Source organism: Arthrobacter sp. AG367, assembly GCF_007828995.1.
Lineage (GTDB): Bacteria > Actinomycetota > Actinomycetes > Actinomycetales > Micrococcaceae > Arthrobacter.
In genome coordinates this window covers 249976-267369 of the sequence record NZ_VIVE01000003.1, presented here as the reverse complement: position 1 = coordinate 267369, position 17394 = coordinate 249976, and the positions used below count along the sequence as shown (strand labels likewise).

At 68.3% G+C, this 17394-nt stretch carries 14 protein-coding genes; 4 read left to right on the top strand and 10 right to left on the bottom strand.

Going from position 1 to position 17394, the window contains the following annotated elements:
- Positions 1-7: 7 nt before the first annotated feature.
- Complete coding sequence (gene sufU, locus FB478_RS10940; RefSeq protein WP_018770125.1) at positions 8-457, top strand: Fe-S cluster assembly sulfur transfer protein SufU; 450 nt, start codon at positions 8-10, stop codon at positions 455-457.
- Between the two features lie 90 nt (positions 458-547).
- Here sufU and FB478_RS10935 read toward each other — a convergent pair whose 3' ends face one another.
- Genes FB478_RS10935 through FB478_RS10925 form a run of 3 tightly spaced genes read right to left on the bottom strand, consistent with a single transcriptional unit; the run spans position 548 to position 2820 of the window.
- Positions 548-769, bottom strand: coding sequence for an SCO4848 family membrane protein (locus FB478_RS10935; RefSeq protein WP_056393524.1), 222 nt, complete (start codon positions 767-769; stop codon positions 548-550).
- 3 nt (positions 770-772) lie between these two features.
- The gene (locus FB478_RS10930) at positions 773-1270 is read right to left on the bottom strand and encodes a DUF2505 domain-containing protein (protein ID WP_018770123.1); all 498 of its coding nucleotides are present in this window, start codon (positions 1268-1270) and stop codon (positions 773-775) included.
- A gap of 44 nt (positions 1271-1314) precedes the next feature.
- A complete protein-coding gene (locus FB478_RS10925; RefSeq protein ID WP_056393527.1) occupies positions 1315-2820 on the bottom strand; it encodes an SDR family oxidoreductase in 1506 nt (501 codons plus the stop codon).
- Between the two features lie 311 nt (positions 2821-3131).
- Between FB478_RS10925 and mfd the strand changes: the two genes are divergently transcribed.
- Both mfd and FB478_RS10915 read left to right on the top strand, forming a co-directional pair.
- Positions 3132-6896, top strand: coding sequence for a transcription-repair coupling factor (gene mfd / locus FB478_RS10920; protein ID WP_261377382.1), 3765 nt, complete (start codon positions 3132-3134; stop codon positions 6894-6896).
- A gap of 6 nt (positions 6897-6902) precedes the next feature.
- Entirely contained in the window at positions 6903-7715 is an 813-nt protein-coding gene (locus FB478_RS10915) for a metal-dependent hydrolase (RefSeq protein WP_018770120.1), read from the top strand.
- Between the two features lie 81 nt (positions 7716-7796).
- On the opposite strand, the gene FB478_RS10910 is transcribed toward FB478_RS10915, so the two are convergent.
- The 6 genes from FB478_RS10910 to nirB all read right to left on the bottom strand — a co-directional run bounded on the left by FB478_RS10910 (position 7797) and on the right by nirB (position 14877).
- Positions 7797-8060 carry a hypothetical protein gene (locus tag FB478_RS10910; RefSeq protein WP_018770119.1) on the bottom strand — a complete coding sequence of 88 codons (264 nt, stop codon included), beginning with the start codon at positions 8058-8060 and terminating at the stop codon, positions 7797-7799.
- Between the two features lie 52 nt (positions 8061-8112).
- Entirely contained in the window at positions 8113-8832 is a 720-nt protein-coding gene (gene deoC, locus FB478_RS10905; protein ID WP_056393529.1) for a deoxyribose-phosphate aldolase, read from the bottom strand.
- 89 nt (positions 8833-8921) lie between these two features.
- Positions 8922-9794 carry an FAD-dependent oxidoreductase gene (locus FB478_RS10900; protein ID WP_144600452.1) on the bottom strand — a complete coding sequence of 291 codons (873 nt, stop codon included), beginning with the start codon at positions 9792-9794 and terminating at the stop codon, positions 8922-8924.
- A gap of 225 nt (positions 9795-10019) precedes the next feature.
- Positions 10020-11186: a uroporphyrinogen-III synthase gene (locus FB478_RS10895; RefSeq protein ID WP_018770116.1), complete on the bottom strand. Its 1167-nt coding sequence runs from the start codon at positions 11184-11186 to the stop codon at positions 10020-10022.
- Between the two features lie 14 nt (positions 11187-11200).
- Positions 11201-12232: a uroporphyrinogen-III C-methyltransferase gene (cobA, locus tag FB478_RS10890; RefSeq protein WP_018770115.1), complete on the bottom strand. Its 1032-nt coding sequence runs from the start codon at positions 12230-12232 to the stop codon at positions 11201-11203.
- 2 nt (positions 12233-12234) lie between these two features.
- Positions 12235-14877 carry a nitrite reductase large subunit NirB gene (gene nirB, locus FB478_RS10885; protein ID WP_056393533.1) on the bottom strand — a complete coding sequence of 881 codons (2643 nt, stop codon included), beginning with the start codon at positions 14875-14877 and terminating at the stop codon, positions 12235-12237.
- Positions 14878-15149: 272 nt separating this feature from the next.
- Between nirB and nirD the strand changes: the two genes are divergently transcribed.
- Positions 15150-15530: a nitrite reductase small subunit NirD gene (gene nirD / locus FB478_RS10880; RefSeq protein WP_018770113.1), complete on the top strand. Its 381-nt coding sequence runs from the start codon at positions 15150-15152 to the stop codon at positions 15528-15530.
- Between the two features lie 70 nt (positions 15531-15600).
- Here the strand turns inward: nirD and FB478_RS10875 are convergent, their stop codons facing one another.
- Positions 15601-17349 carry a phospho-sugar mutase gene (locus FB478_RS10875; protein WP_056393535.1) on the bottom strand — a complete coding sequence of 583 codons (1749 nt, stop codon included), beginning with the start codon at positions 17347-17349 and terminating at the stop codon, positions 15601-15603.
- Positions 17350-17394: the final 45 nt, after the last annotated feature.

Sequence of the window (17394 nt, the reverse complement as noted above, 5' to 3'; positions counted from 1 at the left end):
TGACACCATGAGCCTTGACCAGCTGTACCAGCAGATCATCCTGGACCATTCGAAGGCCCGCCACGGCAGCGGGCTCGCCGCGACCGAAGCGCCCCAAGGCACCTCCACCGGGCAGTCGCACCAGCTCAACCCCGTGTGCGGCGACGAAGTCACACTCCGGCTCGCCGTCCAGGACGGGAAAGTGGCACAGGTGGCGTGGGACGGCGCCGGCTGCTCCATTTCCATGGCCTCGGCGTCCGTCCTCAGCGACCTCGCCGAAGGCATGACCGTGGCTGAACTGCACGAAATTATCGACAGCTTCCGGGAGGTGCTGAGGTCCCGTGGGAAGGTCCATGCTGATCCTGAGCTGCTTGGGGATGCGGCAGCGTTCGAAGGAGTGGCACGCTACGCAGCCCGGGTCAAGTGCGCCATGATCTCCTGGGTTGCTGCGGAGGACGCGCTTAACCAGGCAGCCTAGGCCAGGCAACCCAGGCCAGACGGAAACAGCCCGGACCTTGCTCCAACAGGAGTAAGGTCCGGGCTTTTTCCGCGCCGTGGAACGGCTGGTTCAGCCCAGCAGGCCGAGAACGCCGATCACCGCTGTGGCGAGTCCCAGCACCATGGAGATGCTCACCAGCACCACGTGCACGGTCAGGAATTTGGTGGCCTTTCCTGCCGCATCGCGGGCGCGGGGATCCTTCATCACGCGGCGCAGGAACTGCGGCCAGACCACCAGGGACCAGACGCCGGCGACGATGAGGACCAGCGCTGCGAGGACGGGAAGCTGCATGGGTTAGTGGCTTTCCAGCCAGGCCTGAGCCTGTGCGGCCTGCAGGTTCAGGGCTTTGGCCACCATGGGTTCGGCGGCGTCGGCGATCTTGCCGCCCAGGAACGGAACAGAGGACTTAACGGCGCCCTCGAGCTCCACCCGGGTTCCACCGGCATCGGCCACCAGGCGCTGGACGGCCGTGACATCCACCGGGGCGCCGGCGATCTTCAGCGAAATGTTGCTCTGGCGGGAGCCGTCGGCGGCCGGGGCCTCCCAGTTTTCAACCTGCGTCACCTTCAGGTGCTCACCCACGAACTTGCGGGCAATCTCGGGCAGGCGCGTGGTGGGGAGGGTACGCACCGAGGTGGCGTTGAAGGCCCCTGCGATGTCACCGTCCACGCTGAAGGACTCCAGGGTGCCGCCTACCAGTTGGCTGACGTGGCGCTGGAAATCTTCGTTCACCAGCACAGCAGCAACGCTGTCAACGGAGTGCGGAAGGGTTGTGGTTGCGCTCAGCGCCATGGGTCCTCCTGGGATTTGGGGAAAGGATTTACGCCTCCAACATCCTACGGGGTGACCGGCGAGGGCTCCGCATCGGCAAGTTTCTGGGCGGCAGCGGTGATGTTCCGGGCCATGGCCGGGAAGATCAGGCTGTGGAACGGAAGCACGGCGAGCCAATAGAGCCGTCCGCTCAATCCCTTGGGGAAGAAGATGGCGCGCTGCCGGTAGCGGCTGCCCGCGCCGTCGGGCTCCACGGAAAGCTCAAGCCAGGCCCGTCCCGGCGCCCGCATCTCGGCCCGCAGCCGCAGGAGCCTGCCCCGGTCGATCTGCTCCACCCGCCACCAGTCCACCACTTCGCCGATGGCCAGGGTGTGCGGGTGCCGCCGGCCACGCAGCAGGCCCGCGCCGCCGGTCAGTTTGTCCAGCCAGCCGCGGACCTGCCAGGCCAGGGGCAGGGAATACCAGCCGTTGCGCCCGCCGATGCCCTCGATGATCGTCCAGACGTGGGCCGGGTCCACATCGCCGTGGAAGGTCCGCTCGTCGATGTACACCTTGTGCCCCGACCAATCGGGGTCGCTGGGAAGCGGATCGGAGTCGGCACCGGCGTTGGCCCAGGTGGTCTCCACCTGGCCGTCCCGCTCCTTTCCCAGCGCCAGGGCCACCGCCGTGCGGTAGGGGGTCAGGCCGCCGTCGGGCTGGGGAATGTACTGGTCGATGTCGTGCTCGTTGGCCACCGCGTCATGCTGCAGGGACTGGACCAGCGGCACCGCCATGGAGAGCGGGATGGGTGTTGTCAGGGCCACCCACATGCCTGCCAGCTTGGGTGCCGGTACCGGCAGCGCCAGCACCACCCGGTAGGGCAGGCCCGCTTCGGCGGCGTACTCCTGCATCATCCCCGCGTAGGTCAGCACCTGCCGGCAGCCGATGTCGAAGGTGCGGTTGATGGGGCCCTCCAGCGACGCTGCGGACACCAGGTAGTAGAGGACATCACGCACGGCGATGGCTTCGATCCTGTTGCGCACCCAACTGGGCGCCGGCATCAGGGGCAGCGTTTCGGAGAGGTGCCGGATCATCTCGAAGGAGGCGGAGCCGGAGCCGATCACCACGCCTGCCTGGAACACTACGGCGTCCACCGGGCTGTCCAGGAAGACCTTGCCCACCGCCTCCCGTGACCGCATGTGGGTGGACAGCTCCACCCCCTGGGGGTGCAGGCCGCCAAGGTAGACGATCCGGCGGACCCCCGCGGCCGCTGCAGCATCCGCGGCCGTCCTGGCCATGGCCTTTTCCTTGGCTTCGAATCCCGCGCCGGCGGCCATCGAATGCACCAGGTAGTAGAAGACCTCGACGCCGGCCAGGGCGTCGCGGAGGGCGTCGCCGTCGTCCAGGCTGCTTTCCACCACGTCCACTTTGTCCCGCCAGGGCACGCCGGCGATCTTGTCCGGCGAGCGGACCAGCACCTTGACGGTGTGGCCTGCTTCCAAAAGCCGGGGCACCAGGCGGCCGCCGATGTAACCGGTGGCCCCGGTGACAAGGACAGTCTTTGGTGCTGGCTGGGCGCTCATTGCAGTCATGCTGGCTCCTGTATGGTCCTGGCCCCTGTTCGTGCCGGCCTGGCTTCGTCCTTTGTAGTTCGGAGCCGCGGCCCGTCCGGACGGGCCGCGGCGCCGGACCACGGGGCGCCCAACAAAAAGGCGCCCCACAAAAAGGCGGCCTACTGAGGGGGGGCGCACCGGCCACCGTCCCGGCGCGCCAGCCTAGGCCTGTGGGCGCCGCGCTGCCATGTCGTTCCTGCGCGGTAGGCTGGGAGTACCCGGGATTCGCAGCGAATTTCGGGTTTTCGCGTTGCCTGCGACCCTCGATGAACACCACAGGAGCTTCTGCCATGAGTCTTCCCGGCCAGTCCGCCGCCGGCACATCCAGCACAGGCACATCCAGCACGGGCACGTCCAGGACAGGCACGGCCCGGCCCGCCAAGACCAGTGCCGCCCCGTCGCTGGACGGGCTGCGCCGTGCCCTGGCGCCGGACCAGACGTTCGCCCGGGTCCGCGCCGAGGCTGCCCGGGGATTCGCCGTCCGCGGACAGGACTACCAGATCAGCGCTCCTCCGGGACTTCGTCCGGTGCTGCTCGCGGAGATGGCTGACGGGCTGGCGGCCAAGGCGGAACAGGCGGGCGGTATGGAGCCGGGCGTGGTGCTGGCCGTCACTGCCACCGGCCGGGAGGCGGAGGACCTCACTGCGGCCCTGCGCGCCTACCTGCCCGCGGATTCGGTGGCCGAGTTCCCCAGTTGGGAGACCCTCCCGCACGAGCGGCTGTCGCCGCGCTCGGACACCGTAGGCCGCCGCTTGTCCGTGCTGCGCCGCCTGGCCCATCCGGAAAATCCAGCGCACCCGGAAGGCTCGACGGCGGGCCGGCTCCGCGTCGTCGTCGCGCCGGTCCGCGCCGTGGTCCAGCCGGTGGTGGCGGGCCTGGGCGACCTGGTTCCCGTCACGCTGAAGGTGGGCCAGGAGGTGCCGTTCTCCGACGTCGTGAAGAGCCTTGCCGACGCCGCGTACGCCCGTGTGGACATGGTGACGCACCGCGGTGAGTTCGCCGTCCGCGGCGGCATCATCGACGTTTTCCCGCCCACCGAGGACCACCCCATCAGAGTGGAGTTCTTCGGGGACGAAGTGGACCAGATGCGCTGGTTTGCCGTGGCCGACCAGCGCTCGCTGTCCGCCCCGGGCGTCCACCACCCCACCGAACTGCATGCCCCGCCGTGCCGGGAAATCCTCATCACCCCGTCCGTCATGTCCCGCGCCGCCACGCTGAAGTCCCAGCTTCCGGCCGCCGCGGACATGCTGGAGAAGATCGCCGGCGGAATCGCCGTGGAGGGCATGGAATCCCTGGCGCCGGTGCTGGTGGATGCGATGGTTCCGTTCGTTGACCAGCTGCCTGCCGACTCCATCGCCGTGCTGATCGAGCCGGAGAAGGTGCGCACCCGCGCCCACGACCTTGCCGCCACCAACGAGGAGTTCCTCGAAGCGGCATGGTCCACCGCGTCCGACGGCGGTGCGGCACCTTTGGACCTCAGCTCGCAGGCGAGTGCGGCGCTGCACTCTGCCAGCTTCCGGTCCCTGGCGGAAACGCGCACGTCCTCGCTGGAGCACGGCGTGTCCTGGTGGTCGATTACGTCACTGGCGCAGGACGCGGAGCTGCTGCCCGAGATCGACGTGCTGAACCTGCATGCCCGGGAGCCGCGGGGCTACCAGGGCGACGTGGCGGAAATGATGGAGTTCATCGGTTCGCACGTCCGCGACCAGTGGCGGATCGTGGTGGCCACGGAAGGGCCCGGGCCGGCCCAGCGCCTGGCCGAGTTGTTCCATGAGAACGACATTCCCTGTGCCCGGGTGGACAGCCTGGACCACGAACCCCAGCCGGGCATCATCGAGGTGACCACTGCCGCCGTCGGCCGTGGTTTTGTCCTGGACGGCCTCAAACTGGGCCTGCTCACCGAAGCCGACCTGCTGGGACGGACCTCCGCCGGGTCCACCAAGGACATGCGGAGGATGCCCTCCAAACGGCGCAACGCCGTCGATCCCCTGCAACTGGTGGCGGGGGACCACGTGGTCCATGAACAGCACGGCATTGGCCGGTTCGTGGAACTCATCCAGCGCAAGGTGGCCGGCGGCGGCGACGGCGTCCGGGAATACCTGGTGCTGGAGTACGCGCCGGCCAAGCGCGGCGCACCCGGCGACCGGCTGTTCGTCCCCACGGACCAGCTGGACCAGGTGACCCGCTACGTGGGCGGCGACACCCCCGTGCTGAGCAAGATGGGCGGCGCGGACTGGGCCAGTACCAAGTCCAAGGCCCGCAAAGCCGTCAAGGAGATCGCCGGCGAACTGATCCGGCTGTACTCTGCCCGCATGGCCTCCCGTGGCCACGCGTTTGGACCCGACACGCCCTGGCAGCGGGAACTGGAGGAGGCGTTCCCGTATGTGGAGACGCCGGACCAGCTGACCACCATCAACGAGGTTAAGGCGGACATGGAGCGGGAGATTCCCATGGACCGGCTGGTGTCCGGCGACGTGGGCTACGGCAAGACCGAGATCGCGGTGCGCGCTGCCTTCAAGGCGGTGCAGGACGGCAAACAGGTGGCGGTGCTGGTGCCCACCACCCTGCTGGCCCAGCAGCACTACGAGACCTTCACCGAACGCTTCTCCGGCTTCCCGCTGCGGGTGAAGCCGTTGTCCCGGTTCCAGAGCGCCAAGGAAGCGAAGGAGACGGCGGAGGGTGTGAAGAGCGGTGCCGTGGACGTGGTGATCGGCACGCACCGGCTGTTGGCCAAGGACTTTGAGTTCAAGGACCTGGGCCTGGTGATCGTGGACGAGGAACAGCGGTTCGGCGTGGAGCACAAGGAAGCGCTGAAGAAGATGCGCACCAACGTGGACGTCCTGGCCATGAGTGCCACCCCGATTCCCCGCACCCTGGAGATGTCCCTCACCGGCATCCGGGAAACCTCCACCCTGGCCACCCCGCCGGAGGAACGGCACCCCGTGCTGACCTACGTGGGCCCGTACACGGACAAGCAGACCTCGGCCGCCATCCGCCGCGAGCTGATGCGTGAAGGCCAGGTGTTCCTGGTCCACAACCGGGTGTCCACTATCGAGCGGACGGCCGCCAGGATCCGCGAGCTGGTGCCCGAGGCACGGGTCGAGGTGGCGCACGGCAAGATGTCGGAGAGCCGCCTGGAGCAGATCATCGTTGACTTCTGGGAGCGGCGCTTCGACGTGCTGGTGTGCACCACCATCATCGAGACCGGCCTGGACATCTCCAACGCCAACACGTTGATCGTGGACGGCGCGGACAAGTACGGCCTGTCCCAGCTGCACCAGCTCCGCGGCCGCGTGGGCCGTGGCCGTGAACGCGCCTACGCCTACTTCCTGTATCCGTCAGAGAAGCCGCTGGGCGAGGTGGCGCTGGAACGGCTCAAGGCCGTGGCCGCGCACAACGAACTGGGCGCCGGCATGCAGTTGGCCATGAAGGACCTGGAAATCCGCGGTGCCGGCAACCTGCTGGGCGGCGAACAGTCCGGCCACATCCAGGGAGTGGGCTTTGACCTGTACATCCGGCTGGTGGGCGAGGCCGTGGCGGACTACCGGGGCGAGGCCGAAGAAAAGGCCGCGGAGATGAAGATCGAGCTGCCCGTCAACGCCCACCTGCCGCACGACTATGTCCCCGGCGAACGGCTGCGCCTGGAGGCCTACCGGAAGCTCGCGGCGGCCATCACCAATGAGGCCATCGACGAGGTCCAGGCCGAGCTCGTTGACCGCTACGGTGAACTTCCGCTGCCCGCCCAGAACCTGGTGGCGGTGGCACGCTTCCGTGTTGGTGCGCGCGAAGCCGGCCTGTCCGACGTCGCTCTGCAGGGCAACTTCATCAAGTTCTCCCCGGCCTCGCTCCCGGAATCCAAGATCATGCGCCTGAACCGGATGTACCCCGGATCGCAGTCCAAACCCGCACTCGACGCCGTCCTCATCCCCAAGCCCAAGACGGCACGGATCGGCGGACGGGATCTGCAGGACGCCGAGATCCTGGAATGGGCCAACGGCGTGATCCGGAATATCTTCTCCGACGCCCCGCTCGCCGCCCCGGCAGTCAGCGGCTAGTACGTGATGGGAGGACACCACGCCGCGTCTGGAGCCGCGGCGTGGGTAGCTGTTGCGTCCACCGGCCCCTACACCCTGGGTTGGTACCCGCTGGATCCCACGGGCATCCTCATCGGCGGCATGGCCACCGCGGGCACGGCACTGGTGTGCGACTGGGACCACCGGGCAAGCACGGTGGCCCACTCGCTGCCGCCGCTGTCCAACGTGATTGCGCGCGGCATCGAGAACGCCAGCGGGGGCCACCGGCAGGGAACGCACTCCATCCTTGGTGCCGCGGTTTTTGTCTTCCTCGCCGGCCTGGCATCGCAGGTGCACCTGGACACCGGCTGGGGCCGCCTGTCCGTGGGGGCCGGGCTGCTGTGCATGTTCCTGATCAACATTGCGGCGAAGGCGCTGAAGCTCTTTCCCAAAAGCGGCTTTATCTCCAACTGGATCTTCGCGCTGGTCATGGCGGGCCTGGTCACCGTATACGCGCCGGGGCAGTGGACCTGGCTGCCCACCTCGATGCTGATCGGGGTGGTGGTGCACATCGTGGGCGACCTCATCACCACCGGAGGAGTGCCGCTGCTGTGGCCGCTGGTGGTCCGGCCGCCGAAAATACTGCGCCGGCTGCCCCTGCTGCGGAACGTCTGGCGGGCCAACGGCGCCCTGTCCCTTCCCCTGCTGGGGCGTGCCGGTTCCAAGCGGGAGTGGCTGGTGCTGATCCCGGTCAGCGCGTACGCCATGGTGGGCATGTCGATGGCCGGCTGGGCCATCGCCCAACAGCACTGGGGCCGTGCGGCGGCTGCCGCGGGCGCCTGGATCAGGCTCTGGTTCTAGCAGGCAACACCCTTCAGCGGGAAACAGCAACGGACCGGCGGAAAAGTCCGCCGGTCCGTTGTTTGCTGTATGGAGTGGGTGTTAGTGCTCGCCCGCAGAGTCGGACCGGCCCAGGATGGTCTGCGGGATCCAGAAGGCCAGCGCAAACAGGGCCAGGCAGGCGGCCATGGGCCAAGGGTTGCCCAGGCTGAGGAAGGACAGCGAGTAGATGGCGCCCAGGAACAGCACGAAGCAGACCGCGAACAGGATGACGCTGGTGGCGAGGTTGTTCTCGTTCTGCGGGGTCCGGACGGAGTCCTGGTTCGACGCCGAGTCCCGGCTGGACGCGTTGATCTGGCTGGACATATGTTCCTCCTCGGCCCCGCGGGGCTTGGTCTGCGGCCGCTTCCGGGTCCGGTCAGTAAGCGGTTGAACCCTGTTCACCCTTGACGATGGCAATCCCGGAGCTGGCACCAATTCGTGTTGCACCTGCTGCAATCATAGCCTGCGCGTCGGCCAGGGACCGTACGCCGCCGGAGGCCTTGACCCCCAGGTCAGGGCCCACCGCGCGGCGCATCAGGGCCACGTCTTCAACGGTGGCGCCGCCACCGTTGAAGCCCGTGGAGGTTTTCACGAAGTCCGCCCCGGCCTCAACGGCCGCCCGGCATGCCAGCACCTTCTGCTCATCCGTGAGCAGGGCTGTTTCGATGATGACTTTCAGGATGGCGCCGCCGGCGTGCACCGTCTCGGCCACCGCGGCGATGTCCTCGGTCAAGGCGCCCTGGTCACCGGCCCTCGCGGCGGCAATGTTGATCACCATGTCCACCTCGTCCGCGCCGTCCAGCACGGCGCCGCGGGCCTCGAACGACTTCACGTCTGTAGGGGTGGCCCCCAGCGGAAAGCCCACCACGGAACAGGTGAGGACGCCGGAGCCCTTGAGCGCCTTGGTGACGGTCTTGACCCAGATGGGGTTGACGCAGACCGACTTGAACCGGTACTCGGCTGCCTCCGCGCAGACCTTCAGCACGTCAGCTTCCGAGGCTTCGGGCTTGAGCAGCGTGTGGTCGATGCAGGAGGCGATGTTCGCGGTCCCGGCCGGATCAGCGGTTCCTGCGTGAACGGTGGCTTCGTTGCTCATGATGGTCCTCTCGAAGGGCCTTTTGGGCCCGGCGTTGACTCGGTTTCGGGAACCATCTTGTCACAGCGCACGGCGCCGGTGGCGGCCGCTCAGGCGGCAGCCTGAAGGACCGGCGCTGCAGCCGCGGCAGTCAGCAACTGGGTGGCACAGGCACCTGCCGCCGACGCGGCGGCCACCAGCAGCCCCAGCCGCACGCCGTCGAACGCTGCTGCGTCGCCGATCGCCCAGATCCCCGGCACGGACGTCCGGAAGTCCCTGCTGATCTCGATGCCGCCGCCGGCGGCCGTCCGCAGGCCCGCGCTGGCGGCGAGGCCGTCCCGGGATACCCGCTCCTCGGCCAGGACCACCAGGTCGCCGGTCATGCTGCTGCCGTCTTCAAAGACCACGGCGGAGGCGGCGAGGGGGGAACCGGCCCCTCCGGAAACGACCGCGGGGATGATGGCCGCGGGCCGGGCGGTGGTGCGGATTGGCCGCACCCCCTTGGCCCGGAGTACCGCTTCGGCCTGCCCTGCCGCTGCCCCGGTGCCCACCAGGATCCCCACGGGGCGGCGGCCCAGCTCGCGGGTGACTTCCTGCACTCCGTCCGCAATGCGCGGGGCGTCATCGATAGTGGAGTAGCTCAGGCACTGCGCGGCGCCGTCCACCGGGTTGGCCACGGGAGCCGAACCGGTGGCGATGACCAGCTGGTCGTAGGCGAATTCCATGCCGTCGGCGGTTGCCACGGTGCGCATGGCAGCATCGATGTGGCTGGCCGGCTGGCCAAAGCGGACGGAGACCTGGGGGAGCATGGCCAGCTCCAGCAGTTCCGCCGGGGTGTCATCGCGGTTGCTCAGCACGGTGATGGTGCCGGCGAACCGTGCCCGGTCCAGTTGGGCCACCAGGGCCTGGGCGGCGGGGCCGGCGCCGGCGATGACGATACGGGTTGCGGCGGAGGTGGACGTTGAGGGTGCCGGAGCGGACATGTGCTGGCCCTTTCGCTGGCGGCCGGGAACCGGCCGGAACTTCATGATGGAACCCAGCGTAGGGGCCTGCTTTTTCGGTTGTGTTACCCACCCATTGCTGTTTACCGGGCCCGTGTTCGCCAGTATTTACCGGCCGGTAACAGAACCCGTGACCCACCTCTCATTCACCGGCCGGCGGACACAATCCGCCATTCCCGGCGCACAAGTGGCCGGCACAGGCGTTCCTTAGACGCGGATCCGGTACCCGCGCTTGACTACCGTTTCAATGAGCTTTCCGTCCGGCAGTGACGAACGCAGCCTGCTGACCGTCATGTCCAGTGCGTGCACGGAACCCCGGAGTTCCAGCAGGTCGGAGAGGGATTCACGGGACAGGACAGCGCCGCCGGCACCCAGCAGGGCGCGCAGGAGCAGCAGGGGAGCGGGTGCCAGTTCCACCGCCTGGCCGTCGATCCGCAGGCTGCGGCCGCGAAGCTCGATGTTCCCGGAGCGGGTGTCCAGCCGCCGGACATGGTTCAGGGCCAGGTGCTCGCACACCAGCCGGATGAGGGCCCCCATGCGGAAACGTTCCGGGATGAGGGGCGTCACGCCCGCGTCCAGGAGTGGCTGTGCCGTCACGGGACCCACCACCGCGGTGGTGACGTTCAGCTTCAGGCTTTCCACCAGCTGCTTGTACAGGCCCATTTCGTGGGCGGTGCTCCACATCGCGTCCACGGCTGGGGCGCTGGTGAAGGTCAGGACGTCCAGGTTCCCGCTGCAGGCGGCCTCGATCAGGCGCGGCAGCCTGTCCTCGCCGTCGGGCTTGACCCACCGGTAGGGCGTGACGGTGAGGACCGTGGCGCCGGACATCCGCAGGCGTTCGATCTGGCGGACGTCGGTGTAGCCGTGCAGCTGCATGGCGACGGTCTTGCCCCGGACGCCTTCGGTGAGCAGCATGTCCACCAGCGTGGCGGTGGTTTCGTCGCTGCTGATGCCGACGTCGGCAAGGCCGGCCGCGCGCACGGCACCGCGGGCTTTGGGCCCCCGGACGAACATGCGGCAGTTTCCCAGCGTTTCCAGCAGTTCGTCGCCGATCCCGAAGGAGTCAGCGGCCTCGCACCACCGGCGCATGCCGTAGGCGGTGGTGGCGATGCACAAGTCCGGCTTGGCGGCGATGATGGCCCGCGTGTCCTCGATGAGGCGCATGTCCTCCTGGACGGGGGCGATCTTCAGCGCCGGCGCATGCAGCACTTCGGCACCCCGGCGCTCCAGGGCCTCGATCAGGTCGCGCGACCGCCGGTCCGAGGTGACGCCGATGCGGAACCCTTCCAAGGGCGACTCCGCGGCATCGGTGGCTTCTTCGGCCTGCGTCGTCGGTGCGGCCTGGGCCGGTTCAGCCGGTGCAAGTGCAGTCATGGGGGTCAATCCTTTCATGATCCCAGCAGCGAGGCCGCCAGCCTGTCCAGGTCTGCGGCGGCACCGGCGTGGTCACGGTTCGCTTCAGCCACCCGCACCACCTCGCCGATGACCAGCACTGCCGGATTGCTGCAGCCGGCAGCGGCGGAGGTGATGGTGCCGAGGTCAGCGATGGTGGTGCGCTGGCCGGGCCGGTAGCCCCGCTCCACCACGGCCATGGGCATGTCCGGGCGCATCCCGGCGCGGCGCAGGCCTGCCGCCAGTTGGTGGAGGGTGCCGATGCCCATGAGCACCACAATGGTGCCACCCAGACCGGCCAGGTGGTGGTGCTCCTTCTCCGTCAGCGGGGCGTGCCCGGAGACCACGGTGAACATGTGGCTGACTTCGCGGTGGGTCACCGGGATGCCTGCTGCTGCCGGGACCGAGATGGCGCTGGTGACTCCGGAGATGACGTGCACTTTGACGCCGGCTGCCACGCAGGCGGCAACTTCCTCGCCGCCGCGGCCAAAGACGTAGGGGTCCCCGCCCTTGAGGCGGACCACGTTGTTGCCGGCAAGGGCACTTTCCACCATCAGCTTTTCGATGTCAGACTGGCTGACCTTGTGGTGGCCAGGCTTCTTTCCGACGTCCACGAGTTCCGCGGAGGTCAGCCGCGGCAGTTCCTGGTACGGCGCCAGTCGGTCGTAGAACACGACGTCGGCATCGCGGAGTGCCTTGACCGCCGCCACGGTGAGCAGGTCGCTCGTGCCGGGGCCGCCGCCCACCAGGGTGACGTGTCCGGCGGGTCCCGCAGCAGGCTCGGCCGCGACCGGGATGCCGGTCTTCCGGCAGCGGTCCAGGAAGGCGTCCCAGCCGGGCTGTCCGTCCTCGACGGCGGCGACCAGGAACAGCCGCTCCGGCAGGTGGACGAGCCGCGCCTCTTCGGGGCTGCCAAGGCGGTGCACGACGGCGCCCGCGGCTTGGTACCGCCGCACCGCCTGCCGCGCGGCGTCGGGGGCGCCGGCCACCAGGACGTTCCGGCCGGTGAGGTCGATACTGAGCTGCATGGCTATGCCTCGTTTCCAGGGGTTTCCGTGGTGGCGGCGCGGACCGGGATGGAAGCCCCGATCAGGACCTTGCCTTTTTCCTCCGGAGTGGCGGGGCGCATCTGGCCGCGCTCGTCCGGGACGAAGGTGATGGAGTCGTCCTTCTGGTCGGGGGCATTGACGAAGGAGCGGAACCGGCGCAGGCGTTCGGGGTCCTTGAGGGTGTCTGCCCATTCATCCACGTACGTGTCCACGTGCTTGGCCATGGCGGCCTCAAGGTCCTCGGCGATACCCAGGGTGTCCTTCACCACCACGTCCTCAACGTGCTTGATGCCGCCGTCGAGCTCCTCCTGCCAGCGGGCCGTGCGCTGCAGGCGGTCCGCGGTGCGGATGTAGTACATGAAGTAGCGGTCGATGTACTTGATCAGGGTTTCGTCGTCCAGGTCCTTGGCCAGGAGCTGGGCGTGGGCCGGGGTGGCTCCGCCGTTGCCGCCCACGTACAGGTTCCAGCCGTCGGCCGTGGCGATCACGCCCACGTCCTTGCCGCGGGCCTCCGCGCATTCGCGGGCACAGCCGGAAACACCCATCTTGAGCTTGTGCGGGCTGCGCAGGCCGCGGTAGCGCAGTTCCAGCTTGATGGCCATGGCCACCGAATCCTGGACGCCGAAGCGGCACCAGGTGGAACCGACGCAGGACTTCACGGTCCGCAGGCTCTTGCCGTAGGCCTGGCCGGACTCGAAGCCGGCGTCCACGAGTTCCTTCCAGATCTCCGGCAGCTGCTCCAGCCGGGCGCCGAACATGTCGATGCGCTGGCCGCCGGTGATCTTGGTGTACAGGCCGTACTTCTCGGCCACGGCCGCAATGACGCCCAGCTTCTTGGGGGTGATCTCACCGCCGGCGATGCGGGGGACCACCGAGTAGGTGCCGTCCTTCTGCATGTTGGCCAGGGCGCGGTCGTTGGTGTCCTGCAGGGTGCCGCGGCCGGCGTCCAGGACGTAGGCGCTGTTCTGGCTGGCCAGGATGTTGGCGATGGTCGGCTTGCAGATGTCGCAGCCGGCGCCGGTGCCGTACTTGGCCATGATCTCTTCGAAGGAGGTCAGCCCCAGGACGCGGATGGCGTCGAACAGTTCCTGGCGGGACAGTTCGATATGCTCGCAGAGGGCCTTGGAGACCTCCACGCCGGACTTGGTCAGCTCGGTTTCCAGCAGCTTCTTCAGCATGGGGACGCAGGAGCCGCACTGGGTGCCGGCCCGGGTGCAGCCCTTCAACTCGCCCAGTTCCTGGACCGGGGCGTTGCCCTCGCAGGCGCCGCAGGCGTTGATGGTGTCACGGATGGTTCCGGCCGTGACGTTGTTGCAGGAGCACAGCGTGGCGTCATCCGGCAGTTCGGTCTCCGGCGCCTCGCCACCGCCGGCCGCGCTCAGGAAGGCGCCCGGTTCGGCCGGGAGCTCGCGGCCCAGGAGCGGGCGCAGGCTCATGTAGGGGGAGGCATCGCCGACGAAGATGCCGCCCAGGAGGGTCTTGGCGTCATCCGTGGTCACGATCTTCTGGTAGACGCCGCGGGCCGGGTCGGCATAGACGATTTCCAGGGCGTGCTCGGTCTTGGCGAACGCGTCACCGAAGCTGGCCACGTCCACACCGGACAGCTTGAGCTTGGTGGCGGTGTCGAAGCCCGGGAAGGTGGCGTCCCCGCCGTGCAGCCGGTCGGCCACGATCTCCGCCATGGTGTTGGCGGGCGCCACCAGGCCCAGGCACATGCCGCCGTAGTTGGCCACTTCACCGATGGCCCAGATGCCGGGCACTTCGGTTTCGCAGTAGTCGTTGATGACCACGCCGCCGCGGGGACCCAGGCTGAATACCTGTTCCTCGCCCTCGGCGGCGCGGAAGAGTTCATCGCGGGGACGGACGCCGATGGCGACGATCACGATGTCGGCGTCGATGACGCGGCCGTCGGCCATCAGCACCCCGGTGACCTGGCCGTCGTCGTCGGAAAGTACCTCCGAGGGAAAGACGCCGCCGTGGACTTCGAAACCCTTGGATTTGATGAGCCTGCCCATGGCCTGGCCCGCGCCCTCGTCGAGCTGGGTGGCCATCAGCCACTGGGAACCGTCGATGACGATCGGGTTGGCGCCGAGCTGCTCGGTGCCGGCAGCTGACTCGAGGCCCAGGAGCCCGCCGCCGATAGTGACGGCGTTGACCTTGCGGCCGAGCTTCTCCGTGAGCTCCGCGATGGCCTTGTTGATGGCCCAGACGTCTTCAAGCGTGCGGTAGACGTGCGTGTGCTCCGCGCCGGGGATGGGCAGGCGGGCCGCATTCGAGCCGGTGGCGACTACGAGTTCGTCGTAGGGGTAGCTGTTGCCGGCGGCGGTTTCCACCGTCTTCGCTTCGGCGTTGATCTTTACGACGCGCTCGCCGGTCTTCAGGTCCAGGCCGGCGTGGTCCCACATGGACGCCGTGCCGAGCGTCAGGTCGACGTCGTTGTCGGTGAGGGCTTTGGACAGCGCCACCCGGTCATAGGGGAGGTGGACTTCCTCGGTGAGGACCGTGACATGCCAGCCATCGAGGCCGCGGGCATGCATTGCGTCCGCAAAACGGTGGGCCGCGGGGCCGCCGCCGGCGACGACGATGCGGCGCGGAGTCTCTGTGCTTGAAGTCTGTTCGGTCACTGATGGGCCTTTCGCATGGGCCGCAGGCAGTTTTCCTGCAGCCTTCTCTGACGAGCTGTCCATCCAGACTAGGGAGACGCAGTTTCGCTTCAGTTTCCCATTTGTTTCGCCAACTTAACTTCTGCATCACGAGCGCATTTCCGGGCGGGTTAGGTCTCTTTTACGCGCCGGACACATTCACCGCACCCCGTTGAAACACCCGGACCCTAGCGTTGGAAACGGCCGCAAAAGCAGCCGTGCAAGGACAACAGGCACAGGGAAAGGAGCCGGACATGACGGCAACACTGGAACTTGGGGCGCTCGCCGCCGAATCTGACATCGCTGGATTCCACACCGGCTGGCACCGTGTCTGCGCGGTGGAGGACCTCGAACCAGCCTGGGGCGAGGCCGCACTGGTGGCAGGCCGGCAGGTGGCGCTGTTCCGCACCGGCCCCAGTGAAGTCTTCGCCGTGGCACACGAGGACCCGGCCACCGGAGCCCACGTCATGGCGCGCGGCATCCTGGGCTCAAAGGGGACGCGGCCCACCATCGCCTCCCCCCTGCACAAGGAGGTCTACGACCTTGAGACCGGCGAATGCTTCACCACACCGGGCCTGCGCCTGGCAGCATTCAGCACCCGGGTCACCGACGGCATCGTCGAGGTGCAGCTGTAACACCTGCACCCCTTATGGGGCGCCGGGCCTTCAGTGGCCCAGGCGCCCTTTGGTGTTTAACCGGCAGTTCCTACAGGCCCAGCGCTTCGCTGACGTCGTGCAGGACCTCGTCCAGCGAGGCACGCGCGGCCTGGCGCGCTGCCGGCAGTTCCGCGGCGGACCCCACCTGGTGGATCACCTCGAGGTAGCACTTGAGCTTGGGCTCGGTGCCGCTGGGCCGGATGATGACACGGGTCAGGTTTCGGGTGATGTAGAGCAGCCCTTCGGTGGGCGGCAGGTGCGCGCTGCCTTCAGCCAGGTCCGTGAAGACCTCCACAGCGGACTGTCCGAACGATTCCGGCGGCGAAACCCGCAGGCGGTTCATCATGGCGTCCAGGAGTCCCAGGTCCGCAACCCTGATGCTTAGCTGGTCGCTGGCGTGCAGGCCGTGCTGCAGGTACAGCTCATCCAGGGTGTCGAAGACCGTCTTGCCTGCGGCCTTGGCCGCTGCCGCGAGTTCGGCGATCAGGACGGCGGCGGAAATGCCGTCCTTGTCCTTCACCAGCTCCGGGGCAACGCAGTACCCCAGCGCCTCCTCGTAGCCGTAGACCAGCCCGGGAACCCGGGAGATCCACTTGAACCCGGTCAGTGTTTCCTCATGGGCGAAGCCGGCCGCGGCGGCGATGCGGGCCAGCAGCCGTGAGGAAACGATCGAATTGGCGAAGACGCCCCGGCCGTCAGCGTCCGCGCCGGCGGTGCCGTCCGCGAGCCGGGCCACCATGTGGGCGCCCAGCAGGGAACCCACTTCGTCGCCCCGGAGCATCCGCCAGGCGCCCGTATCGGGGTCCTTTGCCGCCACGGCTGCCCTGTCGGCGTCGGGATCATTGGCGATCACGAGGTCGGCGTCCAGCTGCGCGGCCGCCTCGAGGGCCAGGTCCAGGGCGCCGGGTTCCTCCGGGTTGGGGAAACTTACGGTGGGGAAATCAGGGTCCGGTTCGGCCTGTTCAGCCACCACGGTGACATCTTTGAAACCTGCCGCTTCCAGGACGTCCAGCGCAGTCCCGCCGCCGACGCCGTGCAGCGGGGTGAGGACTATCCGCAGGTCCCGGGCGGGGAAGCGGTCCGCCATGGCCAGTGCCGCCGTCGCCCGCTCATACCCGGCTGCCAGCGAACCGTCCAGGACGGTCCAGCCGCCCTCTGCCAGCGTGATGGATTCCAGCGGCCCCACGGCGCTGATCCGGCCAGCGATTTCCGCGTCGTAGGGCGCCACGATCTGGGCGCCGTCGCCGTCTGCCGGCACAGCATGCCGTCCCAGGTACACCTTGTACCCGTTGTCCTGGGGCGGGTTGTGGCTGGCGGTGACCATGACGCCGCCGTCGCAGTCCAGGGCGCGGACGGCGTACGCCAGCAGGGGAGTGGGGAGGGGCGCCGGGAGCAGGAAGGTTTCGATGCCGGCCGCGGTGAAGATTGCCGCGGTTTCGGCCGCGAAGACATCCGAGTTATGCCGGGCGTCATACCCGACGACGGCGCGCGGGCGGGTGCCCGGGGCGGCCTTGGCTGCGGCGTCCCCCAGGAAGGCCGCGAGTCCCGCTGCGGCGCGGCGCACCACCACCCGGTTCATCCGGTTCGGCCCCGGGCCCAGGGCGGCGCGCAGCCCTGCCGTGCCGAACTGGAGCGTTCCGCGGAAGCTGTCTTCCAGTTCCTGCCGGGCCGCGGGATCGCCGTCCTCAACAAGGCGGACAAGCTCAAGGAGCAGCGCCTTCGTTGCGGGATCCGGGTCTTGGGCAGCCCATTCGCGGGCTTCGGTGAGCAGGCGAAGTTCGGCATCGGAAGACGTCATGGGCCTAACGCTATCGTCATTGCCCGTGCCCGTGACGCACCCTGG